This window comes from Saccharothrix sp. ST-888 (genome assembly GCF_000955975.1).
GTDB lineage: Bacteria > Actinomycetota > Actinomycetes > Streptomycetales > Streptomycetaceae > Kitasatospora.
In genome coordinates, this window is the sequence record NZ_JYJF01000033.1 from 20686 (window position 1) to 36651 (window position 15966).

Below are 15966 nucleotides of genomic sequence, written 5' to 3' on the forward strand. Positions count from 1 at the left end.
ACGCAGTTGGGTCTGCCGCCAGGGGCGCGGGGAACTGCGCCGCCGACCCCGCACCGCCGTAGCGGGCTGGTCGCACAGTTCCCCGCGCCCCTGACTTGCTCACCCTTGCCCCGGGAAGTTGCCGCCTCCGTTACACGGGCTGGGGTTCCAGATCGCGGTTGATCCGCTTCCAGCCCCGGGCGGAGACCGTGTTGGGGTGCTCCTCGCCGAAGAGACGGATCAGTTCGGCCACCGCGTGGTCGCGCAGTTCGGTGGCCTGGGAGAGCCGGCCCGCCTTGCGCAGGGTGACCCCGAGGTTGGCCTCGCAGGCGATGGCGTCCGGATGGGTGGGGCTGTACCGGTTGCACAGGCCCGCGAACGCCGTACGCTCCAGCTCCTCCGCCTTGGCTAGCTGGCCGTCCTCCCCGTACGCGTTGGCCAGGTTGATCATCGCGTTGAGGGTGAACGGGTGGTCGGGGCCGAGCACCCGCTCGAGACCGGCCACGGTGTGCCGGCCGCGCCGGATCGCCTCCTCGACCTCGCCGCTGCCGCGCAGGTAGATGCCGAGGTTGTTCTCGCAGGCCAGGGTGAACGGGTGCTCGTCGCCGAACAGCCGCCGGTGGCCCTCGAAGACCGTGGTGGCGAGGTCCCGGGCGGCCTCCTTGTCGCCGGAGGCGGAGTGGTCGGCCGCCAGGTTGAGCGCGCAGGCCAGGGTGTCCGCCGCCTCCGCGCCGTAGCGGTCGAGGTAGCGCTCGTAGGTCTGCATGGTGAGTTGGCGGGCCTCCCGCAGATGCCCCTCCCGGCGCAGCGACACCGCAAGGGACTTGGCGTTGCGCAGGTTCTCCGGCAGGTCCGGCTGCAGGACGTCGGCGAGCTCCTCGGTGACCTCCCGCAGGAGTTCGATCGAGCCCTTGTAGTCGCCGACCTCGCGCAGGTCGCGGGCCAGGTTGGACTTGCTGGAGAGGGTGTACGGGTGCCTGGGGCCGAGGACGGCGAGGCGGCGGTCGAAGGTCTCCTGGTCGAGGTCGCGGGCGGCCTCGCTGTCGCCCACCAGGCGGTAGTCGATGGCCAGGTTGTTGGCGATGGAGAGCGTGCGGGCGTTCTCGTCGCCGAACAACTCCCGGAACTGGCTGTAGGTTTCGAGGTCGAGGTCGAGCGCGTCCTGGAACCGCCCGAGCGCCCGCAGGTCGGCGCCGAGCGAACCGGCGGTCATCAGGGTGTACGGGTTGTGCTCGCCGAGCAGCTCCCGCTGCCCGGCCAGGGTGGACTCGTCGAGCTGCAGTGCGTCGGAGTAGTTCCCCTGCGAGCGGACCACGTTGGCGAGCTGGAAGTTGAGGCTGAGGATCTGGCGGCGGAGGTTGCGGCGTTCGAGGTCGTCGCCCTCGCCGGACAGCCGCTCGACCCAGGTGGCGTCCAGCTGCTCGGCCAGCGCGCGGGCCCGGTCGAGGTCGGTGCGCTTCCACAGGTAGCGGACGCGGTCGATGAGCAGTTCACGGGTCTCGCGCTCGTCGCAGTCCTGGGCGCGGGAGGGTGTCAGGTGCGGCCAGATCCGTTCGAAGCGAGGCCAGTTGGCCGGGTTGTCGGTGTCGCCGAGCACCGGGCGGGCGCCCACCAGGATGCGGTGCACCTCGTGCATGGCGTTCAGCCGGTCGTCCTCGCTCATCTCGGAGCGGACCACGGCCTGGACCAGGCGGTGCACCTGGAAGCTGTTGCTGGCCGCGTCCACCTTGGCCAGCGCGTACCGGCCGACCGCCTGGATCACCTTGCCGAGCATGAAGGTGTCGCTGAGGTCCTCGTCGTACCGGACCAGGGCGCGGATCATCTGGTCGCTGTAGAAGAGGTCCATCGAGATCGGCTCCGGCGCGAAGAACGCGCAGAGCTGCAACAGCCGTACCGCCGCCGGGGACTGCTCGCGCAGCCGGGCGATGGACACGTTCCAGGTGGCACCGACCTGGCTGGGGTAGTCGGCGGGGCGGCCGACCGCGAGGGCTTTGGTGGCCTCGGCGTGCAGCTGGGCGACGTAGGTGTCCACCGGGGTCCGGGTGGTGTCCAGCCAGGCGGCCGCCACCTCGACGGCCAGCGGCAGGTCGCCGACCGCGTCGGCCACCCGGTCGGCGTCCTGCCGGGAGAGGCCGCGGGTACGGCGGGTCAGGTGCTCGATGCTCTCGCCGCGGGTGAAGACGTCGACGCCGAGCACCCCGGCCTGTCCGGACCACGCCTGGTTGCGCGAGGTCACCAGGATGTGCCCGGAGCCGCCGGGGAAGTACCGGCGGATCTCGGAGGGCTCGTCGGCGTTGTCGAAGATCAGCAGCCAGCGGGAGGTCGGGGTGCCCCGGCGCAGCGCCTCCCGGGCGGCCTCGGCGGCCTCGTTGACGCTGTCGCCGACCCTGAGTCCGAGCCGGGAGGCGAGGTCCGCGAGCGTGGAGGGGACGAGTTCGGTCTGCTCGGCGTCGATCCACCAGACCAGGTCGTAGTGCGACATGTACCGGTGGGCGTACTCCAGCGCGAGCTGGGTCTTGCCGACGCCGCCGAGCCCGTAGAGCGTCTGCGGCGTGGGCAGCACCACCGTGGGGCCGCCGACCAGTTGGTCGCGCAGCTCGTCGAGGACCTTGGCGCGGCCGGTGAACGAGGGGTTGCGCTGCGGCACGGACCAGTACGCGGGCTTGGTGCCGGGGAAGCGCGGGACCGCCCCGACGTTCTCGCCGGCGGTGTCGCCCCGGCCGAGCGCGCGCAGCAGGATCGCCGCCGCCTGGTCCTCGTCGCGGCCCACCAGGTCGACGGGGTTGCGGTTGTTGAACGGTGCGGCGAGCCGGACGTCGCCGACCCGGACCGGGACCAGCTGGCGCCGGGTGCCCGCCGGATCGAAGCCCGCCATCGAGTCCCACAGCGCCTTGGCCTGCGGTGAGCGCAGATAGGCGGCCGAGAACACGGCGACCGTCCGGAAGGCGGCGTCGATGCCCCGCTCGGTCTCCGAGCGCGAGTCCGCCCCCGCGCCCAAGTCCCGCGGCACCACCCGGAACCCGGCGTTCTCCAGCACCGCGGCGATCCAGTCCGCCCACATCCGGTCCTCGGGCACGTACGACAGGTACAGGTCGGCCGGGACGGTCGGACGGCGCCGGGTGTAGGCGTCCACGAAGCGCAGCCGGACCTCCTCGTCCACCGGAGGCAGGCCGGTGACCCGGCCCTTGGTGATCACCGAGGTGATCCGCTCGCAGGCGGCCAGCATCGAGGTGGGCGTCCCGACCTGGTCGCCGAAGGTGGCCAGGATCTCCTCGTAGGCGTAGAAGGGCCGGTACGGGACCTCCACCGAGCCCCAGTACTGGGCGAGTTCCTCGTCCGCCAGGCCCTCGGGCAGGCCGCCGAACCGCAGTCGGGCCAGCGCCCGCCCGGCATCGGCCTTCTCCTTCTCGCCCTCGTCGATCCGCATCGGCACCGGCAGGATCCGGATGCCGCGCTCCCGGTACCGGTCGTTGATGTGCTGGGCGATCTTGGAGGCGCCCTCGATGCTCTGGTCGCTGAGGGTGAAGCAGACCACCAGGTCGTCGGGCATCTGCACGGTGCAGATCTCGGCGATGTCGGAGAGCCCGGTCCGGCTGTCGATCAGGACGTAGTCGTAGCGGCGGCTCATGTCCCGGCGCAGTGCGTCGAAGAACTGCCCGCCGTCGAACCGCTCGTAGAACAGGTCCCAGTCCAGCCGGCCGACGGTCTCGGAGTAGTCCCGGTTGGGCTGGCCGGCCGAGAGGAAGTCCAGGCTGCCGCCGGCCGGGAAGCCGGGCCAGGAGAGCGAGAGGGCGTGCGGGTGGACCCGGGCGAAGTCCTCGTGCCAGTTGGGGGCGTGGTCGACCTCGCGCAGCGCCTCCTCCCGGTACTCGGTGATCAGGTCCATCATCCCGGTGGTCCCGGCGAGCGCCGCCGGATCCAGGAAGGGATGGAAGAAGCGGGCCAGACCCGGTGCCTCCAGGTCCCAGTCGACGGTGAGCACCCGGAAGCCGTTGGCGGCCAGGATCCAGGCCGTGTTGGCCAGTGCCATGGTGCGCCCGGTGCCGCCCTTGTACGAGTAGAAGGTGACGATCCGGCCCTGCCGGTCCTCGTTCGCCTGCGGCTCGGTCTCCGGCACGATGGCGCTCTGCGCGCGCAGCCGGAGGTTCCTGGTCGGGTTCTCGGTCATGCTTCTCCTCCCCCGAGACCGGCCCCCGGGGGAAGACCGTCCTCCTCGACACGGGCCGCCTCCTGACTGCCCGGCTCGCTGCGTCCCGTCCCGGGCCGCCACGGTCTGGGCTCCCCGCCGAAGGCCTCCCGCAGGCTGGGCTTGGGTGCACCCGGCCTGGTCTGGCCGCCTCTGGACCGGTCCTCGAAGGCGTACTTGGCCCGCATCGCGGCCCGTGGCAGTGCGTCCTCGAAGTCCTCCAGCGTGGCCAGCCCTGCGGCGTCCTCCTGGAAACTCGGTTTGGCTTCGCGGCGTTTGAACTTCAATGTGGTGGCGCTGAGTTCGGACAGCGGACGGTCCTGCTCGACACAGTCCGCATCAGAGGTGTTCCACGGTTCCAGCACGCTCACCCAGGGCGGGTTGGTGCGATCGAATCGGGCGACGATTTCCCGCCGCTCCTCGTCCCGCAGCGCCCAGCGGTCCAGCAGGACCAGGCCGGGCGCGGCCGGCTCGCCGTTCGAGAGGATCTCCTCGGCCTCCTGGTCGAATTCGTGGATGCTCGGATGGAAGCCCAGCTGCTTGGCGAGCCGCATCGCGTGCTCGGCCAACGGCCGTGCGGACTGCGGTTGGTAGGGGTGCCAGTCGACCCGGCGCGGCCCGTAGTAGTCGGGGTTGCGCCCCTCGGGCAGCTCCGACTGCCGGTAGGAGAACACCGAGATCCGCAGCTGCTTGGTGGGTGCGAGCGCCTTGAACGCACTGGGCTGGGCCTGGAAGTCGAGCGGGCGCCCGACCGGGATCACCGTCGCCTCGGCGACGTCCACGATACGTTTCGCCAAGCGGTGCACGGCCAGCTCGTACGAGGTGCGGAAGTAGCTCAGCTTCATCAGCGCGTACAGGCCCTCGGCCGCGTAGTCGGGGCCGAAACTGCTGTGGTTGAACTGGAGTTGGCTGGCCACCTCGGGCAGCTGGTAGTTGCCCATGGCCACCCAGAGCACCGGAACGATGCCGCTGCTCTGCTCCGAGGTGGAGCGCTCCGGGTAGACCGGGCGCTGGGTGAAGGAGTACCACTCCTGGCCGCAGGCCAGGCTGTTGAAGTAGCGCGGGGAGTAGAGCGGGACGAAGACCCGGCAGGTGGCCAGCTCCTGGGAGAGTCGTTTCGCCCACAACGTCCCCTGGTGCATGGACTGGTCCATGAAACCGACCGGCGCGCCGTCCGGCAGGTCGGTGAGCTGGAGCACGGCCTCGCAGAGGTCGTCGTACAGCTTGCTCACCCAGTGGTTGGGGTCTCCCGCTCCTCTGGTACCCGCACGCGGAGTGTGCGCGTAGCTGAGGAAGAAGTACGGCCGTGCCGCGTCCTCGTCCCAACCCCCAGGGTCGTCGTACACACGCGCCTCCCCCGAGACCGTCCGGTGTGTGATGGTGGTGTACCGCACTGGACGTAGCCGGTACTACGTCCAGTTCCCAGTTACGTCGTTCCCCCACGGAGGGGCTGTCAGTCTAGGAACCCGGGCTTCCCCAAGGGAATAGGGCGACACCGGCCGACCGTACGTGCTCGCGTCAACCAGGGTGGCTGGGCTGCGAAGATTCAACTGCGGTGATCGCGGAGGAACTTGTCCGCCACGTCCACTCCCTCGGCGATCCGCAGGAGGTAGCAGCTCGCATCACCGAGAGTACCCGCGAGCAGGCTCGGCATGCCCGCCTCCAGCGCGGCGGTCATCGGTTCGAAGTGCTCGTCCCGCAGGTGGACGGCCTCGAAGTGCACCCAGCGCCGCTGCCCCCTGCGGTCGGTGACCACACAGCCGTAGCGCTGCATGGGCGGCTCGTCCTGCCGGTACTCGGCCAGGTGGAAGGCGGTGCAGCACCAGACGGGCACCCCGATCAGCAGGGCCCGGGCCCCCCGGTCGTACAGCTTCTGGACCGGCGAGTGCTGACCCAGGTGTCCGGCCCAGCGGTGACCGCGCATCAACTCCCTTGCCCGACTGCCGAGCGCGGTGAAGGAGGTCTGCGGATGGCTGCTGCGCACCGCCTTCGGATGGCTGCGGACCAGCTCGGAAAAGTGGCCGAGAATCTTCGATGTGGGCGTCCGCGCGGGATCGAACGGCGGTCTGGCGTCCCAGTACGCCTGGCGCTGTCCGGGGGTCATCCCGTCGGTGGGCGCCAGGGCCAGCCGGGAGGTGTTGGAGTTCTCCGGCGTCGCCGTGTAGACCACCAGCGTGCCGTCGGGGCCGAGTGCCCGCAGCAGGGCCTCCAGCAGGGTGGCGGCGCCGTCCGCCATCGGCCCGATCGAGCGGAGCGAGGACTGCACCAGCAGCGTCTCGCCCCGCTCGACGCCCAGTCGGCCCAGATCCGCCGTCAGCCGGTCCACGCCGTGCATCGCCGCCCCCTCCCGCGGAGTCCGAGGTCAGGAGCCGGCCAGCGCGGCGCGGGCGCGCCACTCGGCGAGGTTCTGCTCCGCGGCCCGGCGTGCGGCGCTCTCGGCCTCGGCCGGGAGCGGCAGTCGGAGCCAGGGCGTGAGCCCGGCGTGCATCCCCTCGACGAAACACGCCCCGGCCGCCGTCAGCGCACCGGAGCCCGCCAGCGTCTCCAGGGCCTGCGCGGTGTGCGCCCGCCAGGTCGCGAGTTCCACCCGCGCGTGGTCGGCCGGTTCGCCCGGCAGCCCGTCGTAGGCCCGGACCCGGGTGGCCCAGTACTCGGTGACCGCCAGGTGCGCGTACGTCCCCTGCAGCAGCCCCTCCAGCGGGCGCGCGTCGGGCCGCCAGGGCGCGTAGTAGCGGCCCTCGTCCGCCGGGTCGTACAGGTCGTGGAAGTCCAGCACCGCGCCCAGCTTGACGTGCTGGAACTCGTGCGCGATCAGCAGCGCCAGGGTCGGCGCGGTGGCGGGCCTGGCGATGCCGACGGCGCCGAACGCCTGCCGGGCGGCCGCGCTGACGTCCCGGCCCGCCGGGGCGGAGCGGAGCGGCGTGATGGTGCCGAGTCCGACCCGCAGGCCGGCGGCGTGACCGGGCAGATCGCGCAGGATCAGCTCCCAGGCCTCGCGCAGCGCACCCGTCCAGCCGAGCAGTTCGGCCTCTCCCAGGCGGTCCTCGACCGGCCACTGGTGGCTGTCGCGCTGGGGGTCGGTGTCCTCCAGCGCGACCGTCCAGCCGCCGGCCAGCGCGAGCCGCCGGACCGGCTGCCACTGCGCGCCGCCCGCCGAGTCCCAGCCGACCCGGACCCCGCGCACGGTGAACCCGTCCGCGGTGCCGCGCAGTTCGGCCCGGCCCGCACCGACGGTGAGCACCCGGCCGAGCGTCGGCAGGTGCACCGCGCCGCCGCGGACCGGCACCGGCAGCTCGAAGTCCAGGCCGGCCCGCAGCGCCGCGGCGGCCGCGATCTCGGCGAGCGATCCGAGGTCGGCGCCCGGCTCGCCGCTCAGGCAGCGCACCGCCCAGGCGCGGACATAGGGGTGGGCGAGCACCGCGTCCAGTGCCTCGGGGGCACGGGCGTCCAACTCGGTCAGCAGCGACCAGGGTTCGCCGGGCTCGCCCGCGAGCGCCGCCAGCAGCCGCCGGGTGACGCCGAGTTGGGCGCCGGCCAGGGCGGCCACCGTCGACGCGCTGCCGTGTCCGCCGGCCAGCTCGTCCAACTGGCGCTCGGTGAGCACCGGTTCGACCGGTGCGCTCTGGGCGGGTACGACGGCGCGGGTCGCCACCCGGTCCCGGATGGTGGTGATCAGTCTCATCAGGTCCCCGCAGAAGACGGAGGGATTGGCGAAGCCCCGTCCGCTGCGGTAGCGGTGCGCGTAGAGGCCACCGCCGCAGGAGCGGACCACGGGACAGGAACGGCACTCCTCGCACAGCCCGGCCAGCCCGGACTGGCGCTCCACCATCCCGGGATGGGCGGCCACCTCGTCCAGGGTGTGGGTGAAGAGGTCGAAGCCGGTGGCCGGTGCGCCGTCGTAGGCGGTCTTGAGGCTGTCCGCCTGCTCCAGCGTGCCGTCCGTCTCGATCACGACCAGGTCGGCCGGGTCGAGTCCGAGCGACTCGGTGAGGCTGGACTGCCCCCGCAGGGTGCGGTGCACGGAGTCGAAGGTGCGCACCGGGACGGGACAGCCCTGGGCCGTCCAGCGGTCGTAGACGGCCATCAGCCAGTCTGCGTAGGGCACTCGGCCCGCGCCGGACGGCCGCTTCGGCGGCTGGTCCCAGGTGGCGTGCGGGAGGAGGAAGTCGATCCGGGGCGGTTCGAGCGCGACCAGTGCGTCATGGACGGCGACCGGGTCGTTCTCCACGTCGATGGTGCAGAGCAGCCCGGCGTAGAGGTGCCGGTACTCGGGGAGCCGGAGCAGCTCGACCGCCGCGATCACCTTGGCGTGGCTGCTGCGCCCGTCCGCGAACCTGCGGTGCCGGTCGTTGGCGGCCCGGTCGCCGTCGAGCGAGATCCCGACCTTGATCTCCAGCTCGGCGAAGAGGTCGCAGAAGGCCCGGCTGAGCAGCACGCCGTTGGTGTGGATCCGCAGATCCAGGGCGCAGCCGGGCGGGAGGGCCCGGCGGAGTTCCTCGGCGGCCCGGCGCAGCAGGGCCGGGCCTGCCAGCAGGGGTTCGCCGCCGTGCAGGACCACGTGGACAGCCGGCAGACGGTGCACCCTGGCGTGTTCGGCGATCCGTTCGGCCGCTGCCACCAGCACTCGCTCGGAGACCGCGCGCGGTTTGCCGCGCCAGCTGGTGTCGGCGTGTTCGTACACATAACAGTGGTCGCAGGCGAGATCGCACCGGCTGTGCACTTTGAGGACGAACTGGGAGAACGGGACCGTCAAGGGGGACATCAGCGTCTGCCGGCCGTATCAGCCCGTCAGATCGAGGAGTTGAAGGCCGCCACGGCGAGTCGGCCCGAATCACCGCCGGGCAGCACCCGGTGCAGATCGGAGGTGAGCCTGTCGGTACCCAGAGCGGCGAGGGAGGCGAGCGAGGCCCGTGGGGCTGGCTCCTCGACGGCCTCGCGGTCAGCTGGCCCGGTGACGAGTGCGGCGACCATGTGATGTCTCGTTTCTGCGAGTGGAACGGTGAGGGGTCGGGTTAAACACAGAAGCCCTCCCCTCGCCCTGGTCCACCCAACGGCGAGTATCCCGAGAGGCGCCTGCGGTTTCCCCGTAATTAACCCGTCCGAGTGAATTGGTTCAGTATGTCGAGCGAATCGCACTACTGCGACTGACGGCATCAGCTATAGCCGCGCGCCCGGGCCGCCGGCATCCGAGCCTAGGGGAAAGGCCGGGAGAAACACCGGCCCGACCGGCCGTTCCATCGCATCGGCGGACCACCGGGCTACTGCAACTGGCGTAGACCAGCCATGATCACGGCAGCGGTCGGCAGCGGCCTGCCGACGGGCTACGGACAGAGCCGCTCGACCCGCCAGCCGCCGCCCTCGGCGACGTACCGCAGCCGGTCGTGCAGCCGGTTCTCCCGGCCCTGCCAGAACTCCACCCGCTCGGGGACCACCCGGTACCCGCCCCAGAACGGCGGAACGGGCACGCCCTCACCCTCCGGGTAGCGGCGCTCCAGTTCGGCGTATCGCTGCTCCAGCACCTCCCGGCTGCCCACCGGGCTGGACTGCTCGCTGGCCCAGGCGCCGAGCTGCGAACCGTGCGGCCTGGTACGGAAGTAGGCCGCCGTCTCGTCCCGGCCGACCTTCTCCACCCGGCCGGCCACCTGCACCTGGCGGGCGATCGCGACCCACGGGAAGAGCAGCGCCGCATGGGGATTGACGGACAGTTCACTTCCCTTCTGCGAACCGTAGTTGGTGAAGAAGACGAAGCCGCGCCGGTCGTAGCCCTTGAGCAGGACGGTCCGCGAGCTCGGGCGGCCCTGGGCGTCCGCGGTGGAGAGCACCATGGCGTTCGGCTCCACCACACCGGCCTCGTCGGCCTCGTGGAACCACCGGGTGAACTGGGTGACCGGGTCGGCGGCGAGCTGTTCCTCGCCCAGGCCCTCGTGCTGGTAATGCTTGCGCATCACGGTCAGGTCCGGACCCGGCCGGTCCTCGCTCGGCGTGGTCAGGGATGTCGGGTGGCGTTCCGCGGTAGGCACGCCAACATCATCCCGTACGACAAGCGCCGGGTACCGCTACGTCCGGGGAAACCCGGGTGGGAGATAAGGTGTCTCGCCGTCTCGGCGCCGCCTGCCACTCAGGGAGTATGTCCGGAATCGTCCGGAACTCTCCGGAATGTCCGCTGGCGATATCAGCCCCGGAACCGGGTTGGATGTGGCCCTAGGGGAAACATCACCGTGGTGGTGTATGGCGTAATGCACTCCGTGCCTGCCACCCTGGCACCGAGTGCCAACCACCATCGGTCACCCGACGGGACCGCCCCACCATGGCGTCCGTCGGACCGGATCACTGAGGGAGCCGTCTGATGTCCGATTTCGTACCCGGGCTTGAGGGAGTAGTCGCCTTCGAGAGCGAGATCGCCGAGCCCGACCGTGAAGGCGGCGCACTGCGCTACCGAGGCGTGGACATCGACGACCTGGTCGGTCATGTCTCCTTCGGGCACGTCTGGGGCCTGCTGGTGGACGGCAAGTTCAACCCGGGCCTGCCGGCCGCCGAGCCGTTCCCGATCCCGGTGCACTCCGGTGACATCCGGGTCGACGTGCAGTCCGCGCTGGCCATGCTCGCCCCGGTCTGGGGCCTCAAGCCGCTGCTGGACATCTCCGCCGAGCAGGCCCGCGACGACCTCGCCCGGGCCGCGGTGATGGCGCTCTCGTACGTCGCGCAGTCCGCGCGCGGCCAGGGCCTGCCGATGGTGCCGCAGCGCGAGATCGACAAGGCCGAGACCGTGGTCGAGCGGTTCATGATCCGCTGGCGGGGCGAGCCGGACCCCAAGCACGTCAAGGCCGTGGACGCGTACTGGACCTCCGCCGCCGAGCACGGCATGAACGCCTCCACCTTCACCGCCCGGGTCATCGCCTCGACCGGCGCGGATGTGGCGGCGGCCCTGTCGGGCGCCGTCGGCGCGATGTCCGGCCCGCTGCACGGCGGTGCGCCCTCGCGCGTGCTGGGCATGATCGAGGAGATCGAGCGCACCGGCGATGCCGCCGGCTACGTGCGCCAGGCGCTGGACAAGGGCGAGCGCCTGATGGGATTCGGCCACCGCGTCTACCGCGCCGAGGACCCGCGCGCCCGGGTGCTGCGCCGTACCGCCAAGGAGCTCGGCGCGCCGCGCTTCGAGATCGCCGAGGCGCTGGAGAAGGCCGCACTGGAGGAGCTGCACAACCGCCGCCCCGACCGCGTGCTGGCCACCAACGTGGAGTTCTGGGCCGCGATCATGCTGGACTTCGCCGAGGTCCCCGCGCACATGTTCACCTCGATGTTCACCTGCGCCCGCACGGCCGGCTGGTCGGCGCACATCCTGGAGCAGAAGCGCACCGGACGCCTCGTGCGCCCCTCCGCGCGCTACATCGGCCCCGGCCCGCGCAGCCCGCGCGAGATCGAGGGCTGGGAGTCGATCGCCCACTGACGGGTCGCCGGTCTGCTGACGGCATATCACTCGTTCGGGCGGGTTCGGAAGTGCCTTCCGGACCCGCCCGACCAGGGAAAGATCACATCTCAGCGGGCGGACAAGCGCCTTGCGCGCCCAGGGCGAAGCACTAGGCTGCGCCCGTGGCTCAGATCCAGATCCCCGCTGAACATCTGCCCGCTGACGGCCGATTCGGCTGCGGCCCGTCCAAGGTGCGCCCCGAGGCACTGAGTGCCCTCGCCGCCACCGGAACCTCCCTGCTGGGCACTTCGCACCGCCAGGCCCCGGTCAAGAACCTGGTCAAGCGCGTCCGCGAAGGCGTGAGCAGCCTGTTCTCCCTCCCCGAGGGGTACCAGGTCGTGCTCGGCAACGGCGGCTCCACCGCGTTCTGGGACATCGCGGCCTTCGGGCTGGTCCGCGAGAAGTCCCAGCACCTCAACTTCGGTGAGTTCTCCTCCAAGTTCGCCTCCTCGGTGAAGGCCGCGCCGTGGCTGGCCGAGCCGTCGGTGATCAAGACCGATCCCGGCACCCACCCGACCGCCACCGCCGAGCCCGGGGTGGACGTGTACGCGCTCACCCACAACGAGACCTCGACCGGTGTCGCCATGCCGATCCGCCGCCCGGCGGGTGCGGACGAGGGCTCGCTGGTCCTGGTGGACGCCACCTCGGGCGCCGGCGGCCTGCCGGTCGACATCACCGAGACCGACGTCTACTACTTCGCCCCGCAGAAGTCGTTCGCCTCCGAGGGCGGGCTCTGGCTGGCGACCTTCTCCCCGGCCGCCCTGGAGCGTGCCGCCGAGATCGCCGCCTCCGGCCGGTACATCCCGCCGTTCTTCGACCTGCCGACGGCGATCGACAACTCGTCGAAGGACCAGACCTACAACACCCCGTCGCTCTCCACCCTCTTCCTGCTGGCCGACCAGCTGGAGTGGCTGAACGGCCAGGGCGGCCTGGACTGGGCCGTGGCCAGGACCGCCGAGTCCTCCTCGATCCTGTACACCTGGGCGGAGAAGTCCCCCTTCGCGCAGCCCTTCGTGGCCAAGCCCGAGGAGCGCTCGCAGGTGGTCGGCACCATCGACTTCGACGAGTCGATCGACGCCGCCGCGATCGCCAAGGCGCTGCGCGCCAACGGCATCGTGGACACCGAGCCGTACCGCAAGCTGGGCCGCAACCAGCTGCGCATCGCGATGTTCCCGGCGATCGACCCGGCGGACGTCCAGGCCCTCACCACCTGCATCGACTACGTGGTCGGCAAGCTGTAACCACTGCCCTGCCACGGGTAGCCGGACGGCGGCGCGGGGAACCGCGCCGCCGTCCGGTCGTCTCCTGCCCCGGGCGACTCCGGCCGTGCGCGGCCGGCCCCGGGGGGGGGTGTGCTGAGGGTTACCAGTTCACCAGCGACCTGATCAGCACCACTGCCAGCAGCAGTACGAGCGCGCCGGACACGATCCGCATACGAGTCTTGGGGTCCACGTTCATCGAGGTTACCGGGTGGCTCCGGGAGCCTCGGCACTCCCCCGCTCCGGCCCGGACGACCGCGCGGGCTCCTCGGCCGGCTCCCGGCGCCGTACCGCCCGCAGCTCGCCGTCCCCCCGGTACCGCCGGGCCCGGAACACCGAGGGCGGCAGGCCGACCCGGCGGGTGAAGATCCGGGTGAAGTAGGCCGGGTCCTCGTAGCCGACCCGGCGGGCCACCGCCGCGACCGGGAGCTCGCCGGCGGCCAGCAGTTCCTTGGCCTCGTCCAGCCGGACGGTCAGCAGGTACTCCTTCGGTCCGACCCCGCCGCCCGCCTGCACCGCGCGCCGCAGCTCGGCGACGGTCAGCCCGGCACGGCGGGCGTGCTGGGCGACCGACAGCGGCAGGCAGGCGTTGCGGCGCAGCAGCTCCAGCACCGGCTCGCTGTCCGGGTCCAGGTCGGCCCGCCGGCGGCCCAGTTCGACCAGCAGCTCGTGCACCCCGGCGCCCGCCTCCACCCCGGCCAGCGGCCCGCCGCGCCGGCAGGCGGCCGCGATCCTGCCGATCACCCGCTGAGCCGCCGCCACCCCGGTCAGCGGGGTGACCTGGACATCGGGCAGCAGGCCCAGTTCGGCGTAGCCCGCAGTGGCGCTGCCGGTGAAGTCGACGAAGGACTCGGACCAGCCGTCCCCGTCCGGCGCGTAGTGGTGGCTCACGCCGGGGCGCAACCAGAGCACAGCCGGGGCGCGCACCGGCTGGCGTACGCCGTCGCCGCCCGCGAACCAGCCCCGGCCGCCGGTCACCACCACGGCCACCCAGTGGTCCAGCGTGCGCGGGCCGACCACCGGCAGCCGGCCGTGCTGCCTTCCGACGCCCAGGCAGGCCAGGCCGGTGGAGAGTTGGGCCGGCCCCGGCGTCAGGTACTGCCACCACCGCTCCACGTCGCCGCCCTTCGCGTCGCCGCCCTTCGTGCTGCCGCCCTTCCCGCCGATGCGGTCGGCCTCGACAGTCCAACACGCCCCGGGGCTTTGTCCATGGCTTCCGGCCCGCCGCTCCCGCAGGCTGGGCGCATGCTCACCTACGACTCCGCAGGTTTCCGCCTCGGCGGCCGTCCGCTGCGGATCCTCTCCGGCGCCCTGCACTACTTCCGCACCCGACCCGAGCAGTGGCCGCAGCGGCTGGCGGCCCTGCGCGCGATGGGCCTCAACACGGTCGAGACCTACGTCCCGTGGAACCTGCACGAACCGAGGCCCGGCGAGTTCCGGCGGCTGGCCGAACTCGCCGGCTTCCTGGACGAGGCCGACCGCCAAGGGCTCTGGGCCATCGTCCGGCCCGGCCCGTACATCTGCGCCGAGTGGGACAACGGCGGCCTGCCCGGCTGGCTGACCGCCCGGGTCGGACGGCGGGCCAGGACCAGTGACCCGGAGTTCCTGTCCGCCGTGGACGGCTTCTTCGACGCCGTGCTGCCCGCCGTCGTGGCACGGCAGGTGGACCGGGGCGGCAACGTGCTCATGGTGCAGGTGGAGAACGAGTACGGCTCCTACGGCAGCGACGCCGGCTATCTGCGGCAGCTGGCCGACGGGCTGCGGCGGCGGGGCGTCACCGTACCGCTGTTCACCTCGGACGGTCCCGAGGACCACATGCTGACCGGGGGCACCGTGCCCGGGGTCCTCGCCACCGTGAACTTCGGGTCCGAACCCGAGGCGGCCTTCGAGACGCTGCGCCGCCACCGGCCGCAGGACCCGCCGTTCTGCATGGAGTACTGGAACGGCTGGTTCGACCACTGGGGCGAGCCGCACCACACCAGGGACGCCGCCGACGCCGCCGACACGCTGCGCCGGATCCTGGCGGCGGGCGCCTCGGTCAACCTCTATCTGGCGCACGGCGGCAGCAACTTCGGGACCGGCGCCGGGGCCAACCACGCCGACCCGCCGTTCAACTCCACCGACTGGACGCAGTCGCCGTACCAGCCGGTCACCACCTCGTACGACTACGACGCCCCGCTGGACGAACGCGGTGCGCCGACGCCGAAGTACGAACTGTTCCGCCGGGTCCTGGCGGAGTTCGCGGCGGAGCACCCCGAACAGGCCCGGTTCCGCTCCGCCGTCCCGCCCCACCTCCCGGCGCTGCCCGACCTGTTGGAGCCGGCGACGGTCCCGCTGACCGGGCGGGCCGCGATCCCGTTCGGCGCGCCGGTGGAGTCCGCCGTCCCGCCCTCCTTCGAGGAGCTCGGGATCGAGCACGGCCTGGTCAGGTACAGCTTCCGCACCCCCGCCCCACGGCCCGAACTCCCGCTCACCGTCGAGGGACTGCACGATCGGGCGGTACTGCTGGTGGACGGCGAGCGGGTCGCCGAGCTGGCGCGCGGGGTGGCGCAGGAGCCGGTCCGGGTGGCGGGCGGAGCCCTCGTCGAGCTGCTGGTGGACTCGCTCGGCCGGGTGAACTACGGCCCACGCGGCGGGGAGTGCAAGGGCATCACCGGCGGTGTCCGGCACGAACGGCAGTACCTGCACGGCTGCCGGGCGGAGGTCTTCGACCTGGCCGCGCCGCTGCCCGAACTCGCCTTCGACACCGACGAGTCGGGGCTGGCCCGCGGCATCCTGGAGCTGGCCGCCACCGGGGACACCTACCTGGCCGTTCCCGGCGGGCAGCGCGGCTACCTCTGGGTGAACGGCTTCCTGCTCGGCCGGTACGACGAACGAGGCCCGCAACGCGCCCTGTACTGCCCGCAGCCGCTGCTGCGGACCGGCCGCAACGAGCTGATCCTGCTCGAACTCGGCGACACCGCACCACAGTCCATCGAACTGCGCGGCGATCCCCTGACTCCCTGAGGGCCGGGTCGTTCTCAGGGGCGCGGGGGTGTCTTCAGGGGCGCGGGGAACTGCGCGAAACGGAAGGC

10 protein-coding genes are annotated in these 15966 nt (G+C 71.9%); 3 read left to right on the top strand and 7 right to left on the bottom strand.

What is annotated here, in order from left to right:
- Window positions 1-130 precede the first annotated feature (130 nt).
- The 6 genes from fxsT to pdxH all read right to left on the bottom strand — a co-directional run bounded on the left by fxsT (window position 131) and on the right by pdxH (window position 10185).
- A complete protein-coding gene (gene fxsT / locus UK12_RS13565; RefSeq protein ID WP_082119581.1) occupies window positions 131-4147 on the bottom strand; it encodes an FxSxx-COOH system tetratricopeptide repeat protein in 4017 nt (1338 codons plus the stop codon).
- The gene (locus UK12_RS13570; RefSeq protein ID WP_197084827.1) at window positions 4144-5511 is read right to left on the bottom strand and encodes a TIR-like protein FxsC; all 1368 of its coding nucleotides are present in this window, start codon (window positions 5509-5511) and stop codon (window positions 4144-4146) included. The genes fxsT and UK12_RS13570 overlap by 4 nt, the downstream gene beginning before the upstream one ends.
- A 200-nt stretch (window positions 5512-5711) precedes the next feature.
- Window positions 5712-6500 (bottom strand): aminoglycoside N(3)-acetyltransferase, encoded by a 789-nt coding sequence (locus UK12_RS13575; RefSeq protein WP_045303172.1) that lies wholly within the window; start codon window positions 6498-6500, stop codon window positions 5712-5714.
- A 27-nt stretch (window positions 6501-6527) separates the two neighbouring features.
- The gene (locus UK12_RS13580; RefSeq protein ID WP_045303173.1) at window positions 6528-8927 is read right to left on the bottom strand and encodes an FxsB family cyclophane-forming radical SAM/SPASM peptide maturase; all 2400 of its coding nucleotides are present in this window, start codon (window positions 8925-8927) and stop codon (window positions 6528-6530) included.
- Between the two features lie 26 nt (window positions 8928-8953).
- Window positions 8954-9136 (bottom strand): FxSxx-COOH cyclophane-containing RiPP peptide, encoded by a 183-nt coding sequence (gene fxsA / locus UK12_RS13585; RefSeq protein ID WP_045303174.1) that lies wholly within the window; start codon window positions 9134-9136, stop codon window positions 8954-8956.
- Between the two features lie 350 nt (window positions 9137-9486).
- Window positions 9487-10185, bottom strand: a complete 699-nt coding sequence (gene pdxH, locus UK12_RS13590; protein ID WP_231591189.1) for a pyridoxamine 5'-phosphate oxidase — start codon at window positions 10183-10185, stop codon at window positions 9487-9489.
- 326 nt (window positions 10186-10511) lie between these two features.
- On the opposite strand from pdxH, the gene UK12_RS13595 reads away from it, so the two are divergent.
- Together UK12_RS13595 and serC are read left to right on the top strand one after the other, a co-directional pair.
- Window positions 10512-11612, top strand: coding sequence for a citrate synthase 2 (locus tag UK12_RS13595; protein ID WP_045303175.1), 1101 nt, complete (start codon window positions 10512-10514; stop codon window positions 11610-11612).
- Window positions 11613-11755: 143 nt separating this feature from the next.
- The gene (gene serC, locus UK12_RS13600; protein WP_045303176.1) at window positions 11756-12874 is read left to right on the top strand and encodes a phosphoserine transaminase; all 1119 of its coding nucleotides are present in this window, start codon (window positions 11756-11758) and stop codon (window positions 12872-12874) included.
- 222 nt (window positions 12875-13096) lie between these two features.
- Here the strand turns inward: serC and UK12_RS13605 are convergent, their stop codons facing one another.
- On the bottom strand, window positions 13097-14008 hold the full coding sequence (locus tag UK12_RS13605) for an AraC family transcriptional regulator (protein ID WP_045303177.1): 912 nt from the start codon (window positions 14006-14008) through the stop codon (window positions 13097-13099).
- A 129-nt stretch (window positions 14009-14137) separates the two neighbouring features.
- Between UK12_RS13605 and UK12_RS13610 the strand changes: the two genes are divergently transcribed.
- Entirely contained in the window at window positions 14138-15898 is a 1761-nt protein-coding gene (locus tag UK12_RS13610; RefSeq protein WP_045303178.1) for a glycoside hydrolase family 35 protein, read from the top strand.
- Window positions 15899-15966 lie beyond the last annotated feature (68 nt).

What these genes read in the sequence shown, in the direction of transcription:
- fxsT (WP_082119581.1), bottom strand. Translation starts at nt 4,147, where the DNA reads ATGACCGAGAACCCGACCAGGAACCTCCGGCTGCGCGCGCAGAGCGCC.
- UK12_RS13575 (WP_045303172.1), bottom strand. Translation starts at nt 6,500, where the DNA reads ATGCACGGCGTGGACCGGCTGACGGCGGATCTGGGCCGACTGGGCGTC.
- UK12_RS13580 (WP_045303173.1), bottom strand. Translation starts at nt 8,927, where the DNA reads ATGTCCCCCTTGACGGTCCCGTTCTCCCAGTTCGTCCTCAAAGTGCAC.
- fxsA (WP_045303174.1), bottom strand. Translation starts at nt 9,136, where the DNA reads ATGGTCGCCGCACTCGTCACCGGGCCAGCTGACCGCGAGGCCGTCGAG.
- UK12_RS13595 (WP_045303175.1), top strand. Translation starts at nt 10,512, where the DNA reads ATGTCCGATTTCGTACCCGGGCTTGAGGGAGTAGTCGCCTTCGAGAGC.
- UK12_RS13610 (WP_045303178.1), top strand. Translation starts at nt 14,138, where the DNA reads ATGCTCACCTACGACTCCGCAGGTTTCCGCCTCGGCGGCCGTCCGCTG.